Here is a 16,679-nt window from a genome sequence, read left to right as displayed (position 1 = left end):
ACGTCTGTTCAGCGAAGGAAGGTAATGACGACGAACCCTGAGGAGACCGGTTTCCGCTATGACGCGGCGCTGGCCGAAAAGATCGAGAAGTCTTGGCAGCGCACGTGGGAGGAATCGGGCACGTTCCACACCCCGAACCCCACCGGAGACCTCGGCGAGCTCGACTCCCAGGACGCTTCGTCGCCCTACGGTCCGCCTGCCGACCTCAGCCGACGCGAGTCCCTCTACATCATGGACATGTTCCCGTACCCCTCCGGTGCGGGACTGCACGTCGGCCACCCGCTGGGCTACCTGGGCACCGACGTCTACGGCCGCTACCAGCGGATGCGCGGACACAACGTCATGCACGCCCTGTCCTATGACGCTTTCGGGCTGCCCGCCGATCTCTACGCGGTGCAGACCGGTCAGCACCCGCGCATCACCACCGACGCCAATATCGCGAACATGACCGAGCAGCTGCGTCGCCTGGGGCTGGCCCACGATGTGCGTCGCCGCTTCGCCACGACCGATGACGACTTCGTCAAATGGACGCAGTGGATCTTCCTGCAGATCTTCAACTCCTGGTACGACCCCGAGGCGACCACTCCCGACGGCGAGGCCACGGGGGCTGCTCGTCCGATCGACACGCTCATCGAGCAGTTCGCCTCCGGTGCACGGCCCACCCCCGACGGTCGCGCCTGGTCGGATCTGAGCCCGGCGGAGCGCGAGAACGTCCTGCAGGGCTTCCGCCTCGCCTACGTCTCCGAATCCCCGGTCAACTGGTGCCCGGGACTCGGCACAGTGCTGGCCAACGAAGAGGTCACCGCCGAAGGTCTGTCCGAACGCGGAAACTACCCGGTCTTCACCCGCCGGTTGCGTCAGTGGAACATGCGGATCACCGCCTACGCCGACCGCCTCATCGATGACCTCGACGTGCTGGACTGGCCGCATGCGATCCACGCGATGCAGGTCAACTGGATCGGCCGGTCGAAGGGCGCCCTGCTGCGCCTGCCCGTCGCCGGTGATGAGTCCTGCGACATCGAGGTCTACACCACCCGCCCGGACACCCTCTTCGGCGCCACGTACCTCGTGCTCAGCCCCGAACATCCGCAGGTCGCCGACCTGACCGCAGGCGCTTGGGACGAGTCCACGCCTGAGTCCTGGCGCGGGGGAGAGGCCACTCCCGCCGAGGCGATCGCCGCCTACCAGAGAGCCGCCGCGGCCAAGACCGACGCCGACCGGCAGCAGAGCCGTGAGAAGACAGGCATCTTCACCGGCTCCTACGCGCTCAATCCGGCCACCGGGGCGCAGGTTCCGATCTTCATCGCCGACTATGTGCTCATGGGCTACGGCACCGGAGCGATCATGGCCGTACCCGCCGAAGACGCCCGCGACTGGGACTTCGCGAAGACCTTCGGGCTGCCCTATATCCGCACCGTGCAGCCGCCGGCCGACCACGATGAGGACGCTCCGTTCACGGGCGCCGGCGTGATGATCAACTCGGCCAATGCCGAGATCGACATCAACGGCCTCGAGATCGACCAGGCGAAGGCCTCGGTCACCGCATGGCTGAAGGACAAGGGCCTGGCCACCGAGTCCACTCAGTACCGTCTGCGCGACTGGCTGTTCTCCCGCCAGCGCTACTGGGGCGAACCGTTCCCCATCGTCTACGACGAGAACGGCACCCCCATCGCCCTGCCCGACGAGATGCTGCCCGTCCAGCTGCCCGAGGTCGACGATTTCGCGCCGCGGACCTACGCGCCCGACGATGCCGACAGCCGTCCCGAACCGGCTTTGAGCCGGAACCAGGAATGGACGAGCATCGAACTCGACCTCGGTGACGGTCCGAAGACCTACCAGCGGGAGACGAACACGATGCCCAACTGGGCCGGATCGTCGTGGTACCAGCTGCGTTACGCGGACCCGCACAACGACGACCGCCTCGTCGATCCCGCCAACGAGAAGTACTGGCTGGGACCGCGGGCCTCGAAGCCGCGCGGCGGGGCCGACCTCTACGTCGGCGGGCAGGAGCACGCTGTGCTCCACCTGCTCTATGCCCGCTTCTGGCACAAGATCCTCTTCGACCTCGGGCACATCTCGTCGTCCGAACCGTTCCACCGCCTGGTCAACCAGGGATACATCCAGGCTTACGCCTACACCGATTCCCGTGGCGTCTACGTTCCCGCCGCCGAGGTGGAGGAGAGGACCGAATCGAACGGTGAGCTGACGTTCTGGTTCGGCGGCGAACAGGTCAACCGGGAGTACGGAAAGATCGGCAAATCGCTGAAGAACTCCGTCATGCCCGACGAGATGTACGACGCCTTCGGTGCCGACACTTTCCGCGTCTATGAGATGTCGATGGGCCCGCTGGAGCAGGACCGTCCCTGGGACACCCGCGCCGTCGTCGGTGCGCAGCGGTTCCTGCAGCGTGTGTGGCGGCTCTTCGTCGACGAGGCCACCGGCGAGTCCGTGGTCGCAGACGGCGCAGCCGACGCCGAATCGCTCAAGGTCCTCCACCAGGTCATCGACGGTGTGCGCGAGGACATGGACCATCTGCGGTTCAACACCGCGATCTCCAAACTCATCGTGCTCACCAATCACGCCACCAAACAGGGTGGAGCGACCCGGGACGTCCTCGAGCCGCTGACGATCATGCTCGCGCCCTTCGCCCCGCACCTGGCCGAAGAGCTGTGGTCGCGGCTCGGTCACGAGTCGACGGTCACCTACGCGGCCTTCCCCGAGGCGGATCCGAACCATCTCGTCGCCGAGACCGTGACCTGTGTCGTCCAGGTCAAGGGCAAGGTGCGTGCACGGCTCGAAGTCGCCCCCGACATCTCCGCCGACGAGTTGGAGACGCTGGCTCTGCAATCTCCGAACGCCGTCAAGGCCCTCGGCGGTGCCGGAGTGCGCAAGGTGATCGTGCGCGCCCCCAAGCTCGTCAACATCGTCCCCGACGCCTGAGCCCCCCGGCCGATACTTCGCCGTAACACAGCATCTGGGAGACTGCATGGGTACGGGCGCCGGACGGCGGCGCCCCTTCTTCGACTACGACTGGTGAGAGCATGACGAACGACAGAGTCCAGGACGAGATCCGACACGCCCTCGGCGTGCGACCGCAGATCGACCCGGCGACGGAGATCGCCCGCCGTGTCGAATTCCTCGTCGACTATGTGCTCACCACCGGTGTCAGAGGCCTCGTGCTCGGCATCAGCGGCGGACAGGACTCCACCCTGGCCGGCAGGCTCTGCCAGCTGGCAGTGGAGGATCTGCGCCGCCGCGGGGCCGACGCCGAGTTCTGGGCCGTGCGCCTGCCCCATCATGTGCAGACCGATGAGTCAGACGCCCAGGATGCTCTGTCGTTCATCGCCGCCGATCATGAGCTGGCGATCAACATCGGCGCCGCCACGGATGCGGCTGCCGAGGAGTACGAGAAGGCCACGGGAGAGCCGATCACCGACTTCGGCAAGGGCAACGTCAAGGCCCGGATGCGGATGATCGCCCAGTTCGAGCTGGCGGGGGAGAAGAAGGCCCTCGTCGTCGGCACCGATCACGCCGCCGAGGCGGTCACCGGGTTCTTCACGAAGTTCGGTGACGGTGCGGCCGACGTCATCCCTCTGGCGGGCCTGAACAAACGACAGGGACGGGAACTGATGCGCCACCTCGGCGCTCCCGAACATCTCATCGTCAAGGCTCCCACTGCGGATCTGCTCGATGACGAACCCGGACAGACGGACGAATCGTCGCTGGGACTGACCTACGACCAGATCGATGACTTCCTCGAAGGGAAGGAGATCGAGCCGGCTGCCGCCTCGGCGCTCATCGAGAAATACCGCCGCTCAGAGCACAAGCGACGGACCCCGGTGGCTCCGTTGGACACGTGGTGGATCCGGCACTGAGCCTCAGTCGTTGAACGGCGGGGTGCCCGAGACGAGTCCGAGTTCGAGTGCTGTCTGGTTGAACTCCCACCGGGAGGAGACGAAGTCGTCGCTGAGGCGTTCGCCGCGGCTCTGGGCTTCGGTGTAGCCGCGCCAGCCGTCCCTGCGGGCATCACCGGGACGGATCTCACGGGTGCCGGAATCATCGGGAGAGACCTGGGTCTCCTCCTTCACCCAGATCGACAGCCCCTCGGCGGCCCGATAGAGGTTCATGAACGCCGCGTGCGAACGCGGGTTGTCGAAGCTGGCCTTCTTGAACTCGGCACAGAAAGTGGTCAGCGGTTCGAGTTCGTCGACGGCGACGGTCGCGAAGGTCGCATCGAGTCGCAGGGACTGGACGAGGCCCGACGAATCCGGGATGAGCTCGAGAATGCGGCGGGCGCGACGCTCATCGGGAAGCAGCTCGACCGTGTTCTCCACCGGGGTCAGCCCGAGGGTGTCCATCCGACCGCGTTCGACGCTGAGCTGCTGGCGCAGCGCGTCGATCTGCTGCTGAGCACGGCGCCATTCGCCGTGGAACATCAGCAGCGCGGCGATCACGCCGAGGCACAGCACGAGTCCGATGATCCAGGCGGCAGGGTGCAGCCCGGGGACGGCGAAGGCCACGATGCCGAGCACGGTGAGCACCGCAAACGTCACGGCTGCCGGTGAGTTGGTGAGGAAATCAAGGAAACGCTTCACAATTCCAAGCCTACTGTTTCAACCTCCACATCTCGTGCAACCGGGTGGCATATAGTGTGGTGCGAAAACGCATGCCAATTCCCAGGAGAGCTCGGTTTGAAGATTTCAGTCATCGGTTGCGGATATCTGGGTGCGGTCCATGCGGCGGCCATGGCGTCCCTGGGACATGAGGTCACGGGAGTCGACGTCGACACCGCGAAGGTCGAGGCACTGACCTCCGGCCGTCCGCCCTTCTACGAACCGGGACTGAGTGAACTCCTCGTGAAGGCTCAGGAGCGGGGAAAACTCGAATTCACCACCGACGTTTCCCGCGCCGCCGAGGCGGCCGTGCACTTCGTGTGTGTGGGCACTCCGCAGAAGCCCGGCGAGTTCGCCGCCGATGTCACCTATGTCGATGCGGCCGTGGAATCGCTGCACCCGCACCTGACTGCAACGTCGGTGGTTGTGGGTAAGTCGACCGTTCCCGTGGGCACCGCCGAGCGTCTGGCCGGGATCATCGCCGGCACCGGAGCGGCGATGATGTGGAATCCGGAGTTCCTGCGTGAAGGGCATGCCGTCGAGGACACCCTCCACCCGAACCGTCTGGTCTACGGCGTCGCCGACGGAGAGGCCGGGCAGGCCGCGGCCGCGGCCCTCGACGAGGTCTACGCTTCGATCCTGACCGACGGCACTCCCCGGATGATCACGGACTTCGCGACCGCCGAGCTCGTCAAGACTGCGGCGAACTCGTTCCTCGCCACGAAGATCTCCTTCATCAACGCGATGGCCGAACTCTGCGAGGCCTCGGGCGCCGATGTCACCCAGCTCGCCGATGCGATCGGCATGGACGACCGGATCGGCCGCAAATTCCTCAATGCCGGACTCGGCTTCGGCGGCGGCTGCCTGCCCAAGGACATTCGCGCCTTCATGGCCAGGGCCGGAGAGCTCGGCGCCGATCAGGCGGTGGCCTTCCTCAAGGAGATCGATTCGATCAATATGCGCCGTCGAGTGCGGATGGTCGACATCGCCCGGGACGCCCTGGGCGGGTCGTTCATCGGCAAGAAGATCACCATCCTCGGTGCCGCCTTCAAACCCGACAGCGACGACGTCCGTGACTCCCCGGCCCTGGCCGTGGCCAGGCTCATCGCCACCCAGGGCGGGCTGGTCACCGTCACCGATCCGCAGGCGATCGGCAATGCGCAGAAGTCGTTCCCCGAACTCGACTACGTCGCCGACACGACCGAGGCGATCACCGGGGCGCAGGCCGTGCTGCTGCTGACCGAATGGCGCGAATACCGCGACCTCGACCCGGCGGCGACCGCTGAACTCGTCAGCGCGAAGGTGCTCGTCGACGGCCGCAATGTGCTCACCCCCGAACTGTGGCGGGCAGCGGGCTGGACCTACCGGGCGCTGGGCCGTCCATGAGGATCGGGCTGGTCACCGACTCCACGGCACAGCTCTCCGCTGACGAACGCGACGCGCTCAGCGAGGCCACCGGCGGCCTCTTCGCCGTGGTGCCGCTGACCGTGCTCATCGGCGGAGTCGCCTTCGCCGACGGTGAGGTCGATGCCGGGCACCTGTGCGCGAAGATGACCGACGGCACCGAGGTGACCACGTCCATGGCCACCCCGGCCCAGTTCTCCGACGCCTATGCGCGGCTGCGCGAGGACGGGGCCGAAGCCATCATCGTCGTGACCATGTCCGCGGAGCTCTCGGGCACCCGCGATTCTGCGGTCACCGCCGCCGAAGCCGAGGACATCCTCGTCGACGTCGTCGACTCGAGGACCACCTCGGCGGGACTGGCCGGGGCGCTGTCCGTGGCCGTGGCCGGGATCCGGCAGGGACTCGACGTCGAATCGATCGCCGGGACCATCGCCGACTGGTGCGCGGCCGAGACCCGTTCCGTGTTCGCCCCCGGCAGCCTCGAACACCTGCGCCGAGGCGGCCGGATCGGTGCCGCATCATCCCTGCTGGGCAGGGCCCTGCAGATCGTTCCCGTGCTCGGCCTCAACGCCGGAATCGTCGTTCCGCTCGCCCGGGTGCGCACTCGCTCCAAAGCACTGGAGAAGATCGTCACTCTGGCCGCGCAGGCCGCCGCCGAGGTGGCTGACCCCGAGGACACCGTGCAGGTCGAGGTGCAGAACGCCGAAGGGGAGATGGACGCAGCCGATGCCGAACTGCTGAGCTCACGGCTGCGTGAGCTCGGATTCGATCCCTCGTTCAGGACGCTGTCGACGATCATCACCGCCCATGTCGGGCCCGGCACGGTCGGCGTGACCGTGCAGACCCAGCCCTGACTCACACACCCTGGCCTGGGGACGCTCGTGTGACTTGACCACCTCAGCCCTGTGGACGCAGAACCCTTGTCCACAGGCAGGGGCGCTGTCATGGCCGTCGTGTGTCAGCAGAGCTTACCGTCGGGTCATGGCTGTGTCTCCGGATGATCGTTTCGCGGGCCTCCTGGGTGCCAGTGCCGAACGCGGCGGTTGGGTGCCGGGCGACATCTATACCGCCGACACCGCCGGTGACGAAGAACCCGTCGAGCCCCGACGGGTGCGGCTGCCCGTTGTGGTGGCCCTGGGCATCGCCACGGTCGGCATCCTCTGCCTCGCCTTCTTCCTCTTCCGGCCCGCGCCGCAGCATTCGCCTGTGGGCAGCGGTGACGACCCCGGCTACGGTGCAGAAGCCGGCCAGTCGCCTGCCGCGACCGGCGAGCGAGGTGAAACAGGTGAAACCGGTGAGGGAACGGCGGGAGCAGCCGCAGGACAGGAAGGAGGCGCCTCGGGGAAGGCCGGCGAGGCGAACGGGAAGGTGATCGTCCACATCACCGGGGCAGTGAACGATCCCTCCGTGGTCACCCTGAAGGCGGGCGCCCGGGTCCAGGACGCGGTCGAAGCCGCCGGAGGACTGAGCGCCGGAGCCGACGGCGAAGCGGTGAATCTGGCGCGCGTGCTCGCCGACGGTGAGCAGATCCATATCCCGGCAGAGGGCGAAGAACCAGCAGCCGGCGTCGATGGTGCGGGCGCAGATGGCACCGGTCAGGACGGAACCGGTTCGTCTGGAACTGGGGGAGCGGGCGCGGGAGGAGGCAGCGGTTCGTCGGGAACCGCCGACGGATCAGCCGGGGACAACGGCGCTGCATCCGGGGCAGGGAAGGTCGATCTCAACACCGCCGATGCCACGACCCTCGAGACCCTGCCCGGGGTCGGGCCCGTCACAGCCGAGGCGATCATCAGCCACCGCAGCCAGCAGCCGTTCGCCGGCGTCGAGGATCTGCTGCTCGTCAAAGGCATCGGGCCGAAGACCTTCGAGAGCCTCAAAGACCTTGTCACCGTCGGCTGACCCGGACCGTCCGGGCTCGCGGCCGCAAGCGCGACGGTCTGGGACGCGGCCGTGGGAGCTCAGGGGCTTCGGCCTGGCGCGGGCATCCGGGGCCGTGGTCGCCTTGATGCGGGAACACGCGGCACTGTGGCCGGGCTCCGTCCGGCTCCTCTGCTGTGCCGCGGGCCTCTGGGCCAGCGCACTCCTGGTACCGGGGCCGTGGGCGCTGTACGGCATTCCCGTGCTCGGGCTCGCCGGGATCGTGATCCTGCGACGGCACCACCACCTCGGTGTCGGGATCCTCGTCTTCACCTGTCTGCTGACCATCCAGATCACCGCCCTGGCTGCCGCTCACGGTCCGGATGAGGCCGCCGAGACCACGGGCCTCGTCGTCGGCCACAGCGAACCCGGAGCCTCCGGCTGGACGCGACTGACGCTGGTCACCCCCACCGGGTTCACCCACGTGCTCAGCCCCGACGCCGTTGCGGACGGGGCGACGGTGCGGATGCGCACGACGCGCCTCGATGACATCCGCGCCACCGATGCAGAACCACACGCGCTGACAGAACCGAACGCACTGTGGCAGTGGCGAGAGACGCTTCGCACCGAACTGCGCAAGCATTCGGTGGCCGCCGGCAATGACGGCGGACGGCTGCTGCCCGGACTCGTCGTCGGCGACACCTCACCGCAGGATGACCGGATGGTCGACGACATGCGCGTCGTCTCCCTCACCCACGTCTCGGCCGTATCGGGCAGCAACGTCACGATCGTCAGCCTCGGTGCCGGACTGCTCGCCGGAGCCTGCCGAGCCGGACCGCGGCTGCGTGTGAGCATCGGGGTGCTGACCTGCCTCGGCTACGTCTTCGTCGTCGGCTTCGAACCCAGCGCGATCCGCGCCGCCGGAATGGCGATCGCGGCGGCACTCGTGTTCCTGCGCGGCGGCGGGATCTCCCCGGTCGCGGTCATGTGCTCGACAGCGAGCCTGCTTCTGGCCTTCGTCCCCGTGCTGGCCACCTCGGTGGGGTTCGTCCTGTCCGTGGTCTCCACGGCCGCGATCATGTTCGTCGTCCCGGTCCTGCTGCGCCGCCTCGCCGTGCACCTGCCTCTGCTGCCCACGGTGCTCGTGACCGCACTCATCGTGCCCTTCGTCGCCCAACTCGCGTGCACCCCGGTGCTCGTAGCGATCGATCCGCGCATCGGACTCTGGTCGGTCGCCGCCAACGCCCTGGCCGCACCCGCGGTCATGCCGGCGACGGTGGCAGGATTCCTCAGCCTCGTGACCACCGGCATCGCGACGACTGGACTGCCCGGAGGCGATTTCGCCTCGACCCTGCTGGCCTGGATCGGATCGTTTCCGGCCTGGTGGATCGTCCTCGTCGCCCGAGTCTGCGCCGCCCTGCCCGGTGCGGCGCTCGACTGGCCGATGCCGCCGGTCGGAACGCTGCTGGCACTCGGGCTGCTCGGCCTGGCCGTGGTCGGAACCGGGATGCTCGTGCGTCGCAGGCTCTGGGGTCTGCCCGTGCTCGTTCTGTGCTGCCTGCTCACCGCCGTCGTCATCGTCACGGTGAGGACGAAGCCGCCGGCCGCGGACTGGCTGGTGCTCGTCTGCGACGTCGGTCAGGGGTCGGCTGCGGTGGTCAACCTCGGTGACGGTCGCGGTGTCGTCGTCGATACCGGGCGCGAGCCGAAACCCATCGACACGTGCCTCGACGCATCCGGGATCGAGGAATTCGACCTGTTCATCTCCCACTTCGATGCCGACCACTTCGCGGGATACGCGGGCACGACGTGGGGGCGCACGATCGACCGGCTGTTCGTCTCCGCGAATGTGGTGACCTCGCCCGACGCACAGCGCGTGATCGCTGACACCGGTGCGCAGGCGGTCCCCACCCACCGCGGCCAGACGCTGACCTTCGACACGGCGAGACTCGAGGTGCTGTGGCCGCCGCTGCGTTCGGTTCCCGCCGCGGACGACGAAGAGCTGCGCAACGAGGACTCCCTGGTGGTGCGGGTCGACCAGGAGGGACTGAGCACGCTGCTGCCCGGCGATGTCGGAGCCGAGGAGCAGTATGTGCTCGCCCAACAGGTGCAGCCGGTCGATGTGCTCGTCGCACCTCACCACGGCTCCTCCGATCTGGCTCCAGAGTTCTTCGCCGCCGCGGCGCCGGGCCTGGGCGTCATCTCTGTGGGGGAGAACAGCTACGGGCACCCGAGTGAGAAGTCGCTGCGATCCTTCGGTCCTGTGCCCGTGCTGCGCACCGATCACTGCGGTCCGGTTGCCCTCTATGCGCAGAGTCGATTCAGCACCGGGCAGGGCTGTGCCGAAGGCCAGAGGTGAGATCGCGGATGCCGGTCCGCCGTATCGGTCATGTCGGACGGCCGCGATAGGCTGGGGTCCATGGCAGTGAAGAAGACCCTGATCCCCTGGAGTTCGGCGAAACCCGCCCCTGTCGTCATGATCTCCGGCGGTGAATCGGTGCTTGTGCGGATGGCCAAGGATCGCATCGTGTCGGCCGCACGGAAGCAGGATCCCGAAGAGATCGAGTTCGATGCTGCCGGATACCAGGCCGGTGAGTTGGCGATGGCGGCTTCACCGTCCCTGTTCTCTTCGTCGAAGCTCATCGTCGTCGATGCCGTCGAGAAGTGTTCGGAGGATTTCCTCAACGACGCGCTCGACTATCTGGATGCCCCGAACGATGACGCCGTGGTGGTGTTGCTGCACGCCGGCGGCAATCGGGGAGCGAAGCTCATCAAGAAGCTCGACTCCGCCGGGTTCCCGCGCATCGATGCGGCGGTGCTGAAGAACGAAAGCGATCGGGCGAAGTTCGCTCAGACCCGGTTCAAGACCGCGAAGCGACGAATCGACGAAGCGGGAATGGCCGCGCTCATGTCGGCGCTGGGCTCCGATCTGGCCGAACTCAATGCCGGAGTCGACCAGCTCATCGAAGACACCGAAGGCACGATCACCGCCGAGGTCGTCGACCAGTACTACGGCGGGCGGGTCGAGGCCACCGGCTTCAAGGTCGCCGATGCGGCCGTGGCCGGTGATGCGAAGAACGCGCTGAGTCTGCTCAGGCATGCGCTGTCGACCGGGTCCGATCCGGTCCCGCTCGTGGCGGCAGTGGCGATGAAGCTGCGCGGCATGGCGAAGGTGCAGGGATTCTCCGGCACCAGCGGGGAGCTGGCCTCGGAGCTGAAGATGGCGCCGTGGCAGGTCGACCGTGCCCGCCGGGAGGTGAGGCGGTGGAACGAGGTGGCACTGGGCCAGTCGCTCATCGCCGCGGCCGAGGCCGACGCGGCCGTCAAGGGCGGAGGGCGCGACCCCGTCTACGCTGTCGAATGGTTCGTCTCAGAAGTCGCCCGCCTCGCCCGCCTCCGCTAATTGCTACCTGACGGCTGCCCAGCAACCTCGCGCGAGGTTGCTGGGCCGCCGTCAGGTAGCAATTGGGGACGAGAACGGGGTCCGAACCGTGTGGTTCGGACCCCGTGAAGCTATAGCCTCAGTCGTGCGCTCAGAGAGCGTTGATCTGCGTGGACAGGCGCGACTTGCGGTTCGCAGCGTTGTTCTTGTGCAGAACACCCTTCGAAACAGCCTTGTCGAGCTTGCGGGCAGCCACAGCATAAGCCTGCTGTGCCTCTTCCTTGTTGCCGGCAGCAATGTTCTCGCGAACGACGCGGACGTAGGACCGAACCTCGGACCGGACAGCCTTGTTGCGCTGACGAGCCTTCTCGTTGGTCTTGATCCGCTTGATCTGGGACTTGATATTAGCCAATTTCAACACTCTTTCGTGTTAGTGGTACATGGTCGTGAGGGCGCATCGAACCGACAGGATCATCTCCGCGGGGAAACACATCGACGACATCGAATCCGACGGCATCTTCACCCGACCTCGGCGAGACACACGCCTTGATGAAGACACAATTACCTATGATACAGCCTCGAGTCCCGGGCCGGAAATCCCTTTGCCGCCCGCCCGCTCAGGCAACACCGGGCCTCGGCCCGGCAGGTGTGCCGGGTCTCAGCCGGAGATGTGCTCGGCCACCCGGTCGAACACGTCACGGGGCATGATCGCGCCCTCTCTGCGGATCGAATCGGGGTCGAGCCGAATGATCCGATCGAGACGGAGCTCAGAGGGCCGGCCCTGTGAATCCCAGTCCCCGGTACCGATGTTCATCCATGTGGCGTGCCGGTCCTGACGAACCTCGCCGACGCCGCCGGGGATGTGATCTTTGCTGGTGAGCATGAGTGCGAGCACCCATCGGCCGTCACGGCCGACGATCAGCGAGGGCCGATCCTTGCCCTGCGTATGGTCCTCTTCGAACGGCACCCATCCCCAGACGACTTCTCCCGGATCGGCATCGCCGTCGAGATCGGGGGAGTAGCTGACCGTGATCGAGCCCGTGTAATCGCCGGGGTACGAACCCGATCCGCCCTGGCCGCTCGAGGCGGAACGATCGGCAGTACCCGCCGAGGCGGCACCTCCGCCGCCCGACCGTGCAGTATCCGGCCGGCGGGCATCCGTGGGCTGCGATGCGCCTTTTGAGTTCTTCTTCGACTGTGACTGCCGCAGGTAGCGCAGCCCCTCCCGGACTCCGATTCTCGCGGCCCGATTGACCAGTGATTTCCAGTTCATGTCTCCAGCCTAAACGAGCAGGCTGTCACAGGCTGCAAGAACTGTGTGCCGACCCGGTCAAGCGAACGAGCCGTAATGGGCGGGCGATCGAGCCGCCACGGTCACGAGAATTCGAGGACCGCCTCGACGGGGAAGTGGTCGGAGGGGTACTTCCCGTCGATGTCGAACGTGTCGATGCGAGTGGACACCGTGCGCAGGCCCGGGGTGGTCAGGATCCAGTCGATGCGCGGCTCACCGGCTTTCGGGCCTGTGTAGCGATGGAAGGTGCCGATATCCTCCCCGGGCACTTCCGCGGCGGTGTCGGTGAGGCCGAGTTCGGTGCAGAAGAAGTCGTAGACCGGGGAACCGGTGGCGACATTGAAGTCACCGGTGACCACGCAGGGATGGGCCGCCTCGGCGATGGACTCGGCCATGATCCGACCGGACTCGAGACGCGCGCGCTCGGACTTGTGATCGAGGTGGGTGTTGAGCACACGCAGCCGTCGTTCGGAGTCGAGGTCGCGGACTTCGACCGTCGTCAGGGTGCGCGCGTGGGAGACTCCCCATGACTCCGAGGCGACCGTGTCGGGCTGTTCGGACAGCCAGCTGATGTCGACGGCTTCGACGTCGAAGCGCTTCGAATCGAGGATCACGGCTGTGAACTCGCCGGAGTTGCCGCCGGAGTGGCCCTCTCCGAGCCAGATGTACTCCTCGGGCAGCAGGCTGATGAGCGTCTCGAGCTGGTCGAGTTCGCCCTCCTGGGTGCCGATGAGGTGCGGACGTGCGCGCCGGATGAGCTCGGCGGCGATCGGCAGCCGCTCGGCCACCGGATGTCCGTCCATGGCGGGATAGCGGAGGTTGAAGCTCATGACCCGGAATTCGCTCATGCCACCATCTTCCCCGATCGGCACGGTCCGGCACATGCATCGGCACGCCTCAGCGGAGGCGAATCGCGAAAGACCCGGGCGATCAGGGCGTGCCCGCCCGTGGATTCCAGGTCCGTGCACAAGTCATGAAACAATAGGAGATCGGGTCTGTCCGGGGACTCGGTCTGTCGAAGGAAGGGCGTTCATGTCACCTCAGGTGAATCAGGAAGCTGCACAGCGGATCTCACCGTCTGCCACCTCACCCGAGCTGATTCGCAATTTCTGCATCATCGCTCATATCGATCACGGCAAATCGACCCTGGCCGATCGCATGCTCCAGATGACCGGCGTCGTCGAGAACCGCGATATGCGTGCCCAGTACCTCGACCGGATGGACATCGAACGCGAACGCGGAATCACCATCAAGTCCCAGGCCGTGCGCATGCCGTGGGAACACGCGGAGACCCCGTACGCGCTCAACATGATCGACACTCCCGGCCACGTCGACTTCAGCTACGAGGTCTCGCGATCACTGGCCGCCTGCGAAGGCGCACTGCTGCTCGTCGACTCCGCTCAGGGCATCGAAGCCCAGACGCTGGCCAACCTGTACCTGGCCATGGAGAACGATCTGACGATCATTCCCGTGCTCAACAAGATCGACCTGCCGGCCGCACAGCCGGAGAAATACGCGGAAGAGCTCGCCAACCTCATCGGCTGCGAACCCGAGGACTGCCTGCTCGTGTCCGGCAAGACCGGTGAAGGCGTCGAGGAGGTCCTCGACCGCATCATCACCGATATCCCCGCACCCGTCGGCGACGCCGACGCCCCGGCCCGCGCCATGATCTTCGACTCCGTCTACGACACCTACCGCGGTGTGGTCACCTACGTTCGGCTCGTCGACGGTTCCCTCAAGCCGCGCGAGAAGATCGAGATGATGTCGACCGGCAGCACTCACGAACTGCTCGAGATCGGCGTCTCCTCACCAGAGCCGAAGGCGACGAAAGGCCTCGGCGTCGGTGAGGTCGGCTACCTCATCACCGGCGTCAAAGACGTCCGGCTGTCGAAGGTCGGCGATACCGTCACGCTGGCCGCGTCTCCCGCACCGGAACCGCTCGAGGGCTACAAGGAGCCGCAGCCGATGGTGTATTCGGGTCTGTTCCCGATCGACGGCTCCGACTACCCGGTGCTGCGTGACGCGCTGGACAAGATCAAACTCAACGATGCCTCCCTGGCCTACGAGCCCGAGACATCCACTGCGCTGGGCTTCGGCTTCCGCTGCGGCTTCCTCGGCCTACTGCACCTCGAAGTCCTCCGCGATCGGCTCGAGCGCGAATACAACCTCGACCTCATCTCGACGGCACCGAGCGTGATATACGACGTGACCATGGAGGACGGGACCGAGACGACGGTGACGAACCCGAGCGAATTCCCCACGGGTAAGGTCAAGGAAGTCAGAGAGCCCATGGTCCGGGCGACGATCCTCACTCCGAGCGACTACATCGGTGCGGTGATGGAGCTGTGCCAGACCCGTCGGGGCAACCTGCAGGGCATGGACTACCTGTCCTCGGACCGCGTGGAGATCCGCTACCGCCTGCCGTTGGCCGAGATCGTCTTCGACTTCTTCGACCAGCTCAAATCACGGACCAAGGGCTATGCGACGCTCGACTACTCCGATGACGGGGAGGATCCGTCGGATCTCGTCAAGGTCGACATCCTGCTGCACGGCGACCAGGTCGATGCGTTCTCCGCGATCGTCCACCGCGACAACGCCTACTCCTACGGTGTGGCGATGGCCGGGAAGCTGCGCAAGCTCATCCCGCGCCAGCAGTTCGAGGTGCCCATCCAGGCGGCCATCGGCTCTCGCATCATCGCCCGTGAGACCATCCGCGCCATCCGCAAGGACGTGCTGTCGAAGTGCTACGGCGGCGACATCAGCCGTAAGCGCAAACTGCTCGAGAAGCAGAAGGAAGGCAAGAAGCGGATGAAGGTGGTCGGCACCGTTGAGGTTCCGCAGGAGGCGTTCATCGCGGCCCTGTCCTCCGACGAGCCGGAGACGAAGGACAGCAAGAAGTAAGTGCCCGCACAACCGACCGGTGAGGTCCCTCCGCGCGACGGTTCGCTGCCGACATCGGTGGGGATCGGGGCCGCCGAGCGGGGGCTGAGCCTCTACATCCACGTCCCGTACTGCCGGGTCCGCTGCGGCTACTGCGACTTCAACACCTACACCGCCGACGACCTCGGTCCAGGCGCGTCCCGCGAGGATTACCGCAGCAATCTCGCCCGTGAGCTCGATCTGTCCGTGTCCACCCTCGCCGAGGCGGGGGCGGGCAATCGTGAGGTCTCGACGATCTTCTTCGGCGGGGGCACCCCGACCTTGCTCGCAGCCGACGTGCTCGCCGGGGTGATGGACGATGTCCGCGCCCGCTTCCGCTTGGCCGGGAATGTCGAAGTCACCACCGAAGCCAACCCCGACACCTTGGACCCCGCCTACATCGCGACCCTCGCCGGAGCCGGTTTCAACCGCATCTCCATGGGGATGCAGTCGGCCGTGCCGCACGTGCTCGCGACCTTGGACCGCACCCACGATCCGGAGAAGATCCCCGAGGTGGCCCGCTGGGTCAAGGATGTCGGCTTGGAGCTCAGCCTCGACCTCATCTACGGCACCCCGGGGGAGTCGATCGACGATTGGCGTCGCTCTCTCGACGTGGCCCTGTCCAACGAGGTCGATCACATCTCGGCGTATTCCCTCATCGTCGAGCCGGGAACGAAGATGGGCGCGATGGTTCGTCGCGGCGAACTGCCGATGCCCGATGACGACGACTTAGCCGATAAGTACGAGATCGCCGACGCCGCGATCTCCGCTGCCGGTCTGCAGTGGTACGAAGTGAGCAATTGGTCGACCGGTCCCGATACTCGTTGTGAGCACAATCTGGCCTATTGGCGCAATGCCGACTGGTGGGGCTTCGGACCCGGAGCCCACTCACACGTCGGGGGAGTCCGGTTCTGGAACGCCAAACATCCGCGTGCTTGGGCTGATCGGTTGGTGGCGGGGGAGTCCCCGTCGATCGGGCGGGAGGTCCTCGATGACCAGACCCGGGAGATCGAACGGATCATGCTCGCAGCCAGGATCGACCGGGAGCTGCGCCTGGACTCTCTGGCACCGGGCAGCCAGCAGGCGATCAGGACGTTCATCAAGCAGGGACTGCTCGACGCGGATGGCGCCGCGGCCGGCTGGTTCCAGCCGACTCTGCAGGGGCGTCTCATGGCCGACTATATGGTGCGCATCCTCACCGAATACGTGTGAA

At 66.4% G+C, this 16,679-nt stretch carries 13 protein-coding genes; 9 read left to right on the top strand and 4 right to left on the bottom strand.

The window, feature by feature from the left end; translation table 11 throughout:
- Positions 1-24 precede the first annotated feature (24 nt).
- Complete coding sequence (gene leuS, locus QYM46_RS10340) at positions 25-2,940, top strand: leucine--tRNA ligase (protein WP_169252410.1); 2,916 nt, start codon at positions 25-27, stop codon at positions 2,938-2,940.
- 101 nt (positions 2,941-3,041) lie between these two features.
- On the top strand, positions 3,042-3,875 hold the full coding sequence (gene nadE, locus QYM46_RS10335; protein WP_432788864.1) for an ammonia-dependent NAD(+) synthetase: 834 nt from the start codon (positions 3,042-3,044) through the stop codon (positions 3,873-3,875).
- A 3-nt stretch (positions 3,876-3,878) separates the two neighbouring features.
- Here nadE and QYM46_RS10330 read toward each other — a convergent pair whose 3' ends face one another.
- Positions 3,879-4,595 carry a hypothetical protein gene (locus QYM46_RS10330; protein WP_432788863.1) on the bottom strand — a complete coding sequence of 239 codons (717 nt, stop codon included), beginning with the start codon at positions 4,593-4,595 and terminating at the stop codon, positions 3,879-3,881.
- A 96-nt stretch (positions 4,596-4,691) separates the two neighbouring features.
- Here QYM46_RS10330 and QYM46_RS10325 point away from each other — a divergent pair, with 96 nt between their 5' ends.
- From QYM46_RS10325 to holA, 5 genes are all read left to right on the top strand, one after another.
- Complete coding sequence (locus QYM46_RS10325; protein ID WP_432788862.1) at positions 4,692-5,999, top strand: UDP-glucose dehydrogenase family protein; 1,308 nt, start codon at positions 4,692-4,694, stop codon at positions 5,997-5,999.
- A complete protein-coding gene (locus tag QYM46_RS10320; RefSeq protein ID WP_432788861.1) occupies positions 5,996-6,871 on the top strand; it encodes a DegV family protein in 876 nt (291 codons plus the stop codon). The genes QYM46_RS10325 and QYM46_RS10320 overlap by 4 nt, the downstream gene beginning before the upstream one ends.
- Positions 6,872-6,998: 127 nt before the next feature.
- Positions 6,999-7,916: a helix-hairpin-helix domain-containing protein gene (locus tag QYM46_RS10315; protein ID WP_432788860.1), complete on the top strand. Its 918-nt coding sequence runs from the start codon at positions 6,999-7,001 to the stop codon at positions 7,914-7,916.
- Positions 7,917-8,022: 106 nt separating this feature from the next.
- The gene (locus QYM46_RS10310; RefSeq protein ID WP_432788859.1) at positions 8,023-10,233 is read left to right on the top strand and encodes a ComEC/Rec2 family competence protein; all 2,211 of its coding nucleotides are present in this window, start codon (positions 8,023-8,025) and stop codon (positions 10,231-10,233) included.
- Between the two features lie 60 nt (positions 10,234-10,293).
- On the top strand, positions 10,294-11,277 hold the full coding sequence (gene holA / locus QYM46_RS10305; RefSeq protein WP_432788858.1) for a DNA polymerase III subunit delta: 984 nt from the start codon (positions 10,294-10,296) through the stop codon (positions 11,275-11,277).
- A gap of 130 nt (positions 11,278-11,407) precedes the next feature.
- On the opposite strand, the gene rpsT is transcribed toward holA, so the two are convergent.
- From rpsT to QYM46_RS10290, 3 genes are all read right to left on the bottom strand, one after another.
- Positions 11,408-11,668, bottom strand: a complete 261-nt coding sequence (gene rpsT, locus QYM46_RS10300) for a 30S ribosomal protein S20 (RefSeq protein WP_025777880.1) — start codon at positions 11,666-11,668, stop codon at positions 11,408-11,410.
- Between the two features lie 246 nt (positions 11,669-11,914).
- Positions 11,915-12,529 (bottom strand): type II toxin-antitoxin system PemK/MazF family toxin, encoded by a 615-nt coding sequence (locus QYM46_RS10295; protein ID WP_169252403.1) that lies wholly within the window; start codon positions 12,527-12,529, stop codon positions 11,915-11,917.
- A gap of 101 nt (positions 12,530-12,630) precedes the next feature.
- Entirely contained in the window at positions 12,631-13,395 is a 765-nt protein-coding gene (locus QYM46_RS10290) for an endonuclease/exonuclease/phosphatase family protein (RefSeq protein WP_432788857.1), read from the bottom strand.
- A gap of 184 nt (positions 13,396-13,579) precedes the next feature.
- On the opposite strand from QYM46_RS10290, the gene lepA reads away from it, so the two are divergent.
- Positions 13,580-15,448: a translation elongation factor 4 gene (gene lepA, locus QYM46_RS10285; RefSeq protein WP_432788856.1), complete on the top strand. Its 1,869-nt coding sequence runs from the start codon at positions 13,580-13,582 to the stop codon at positions 15,446-15,448.
- Complete coding sequence (hemW, locus tag QYM46_RS10280; protein WP_169252401.1) at positions 15,449-16,678, top strand: radical SAM family heme chaperone HemW; 1,230 nt, start codon at positions 15,449-15,451, stop codon at positions 16,676-16,678.
- The last annotated feature ends 1 nt before the right edge of the window (position 16,679 follow it).

It is taken from the genome of Brevibacterium sp. K11IcPPYGO002 (assembly GCF_050920635.1).
In the GTDB taxonomy this organism is placed as follows: Bacteria; Actinomycetota; Actinomycetes; order Actinomycetales; family Brevibacteriaceae; genus Brevibacterium.
The sequence above is the reverse complement of the archived record's forward strand: the minus strand, read 5'-3'. Positions and strand labels throughout refer to the sequence as shown.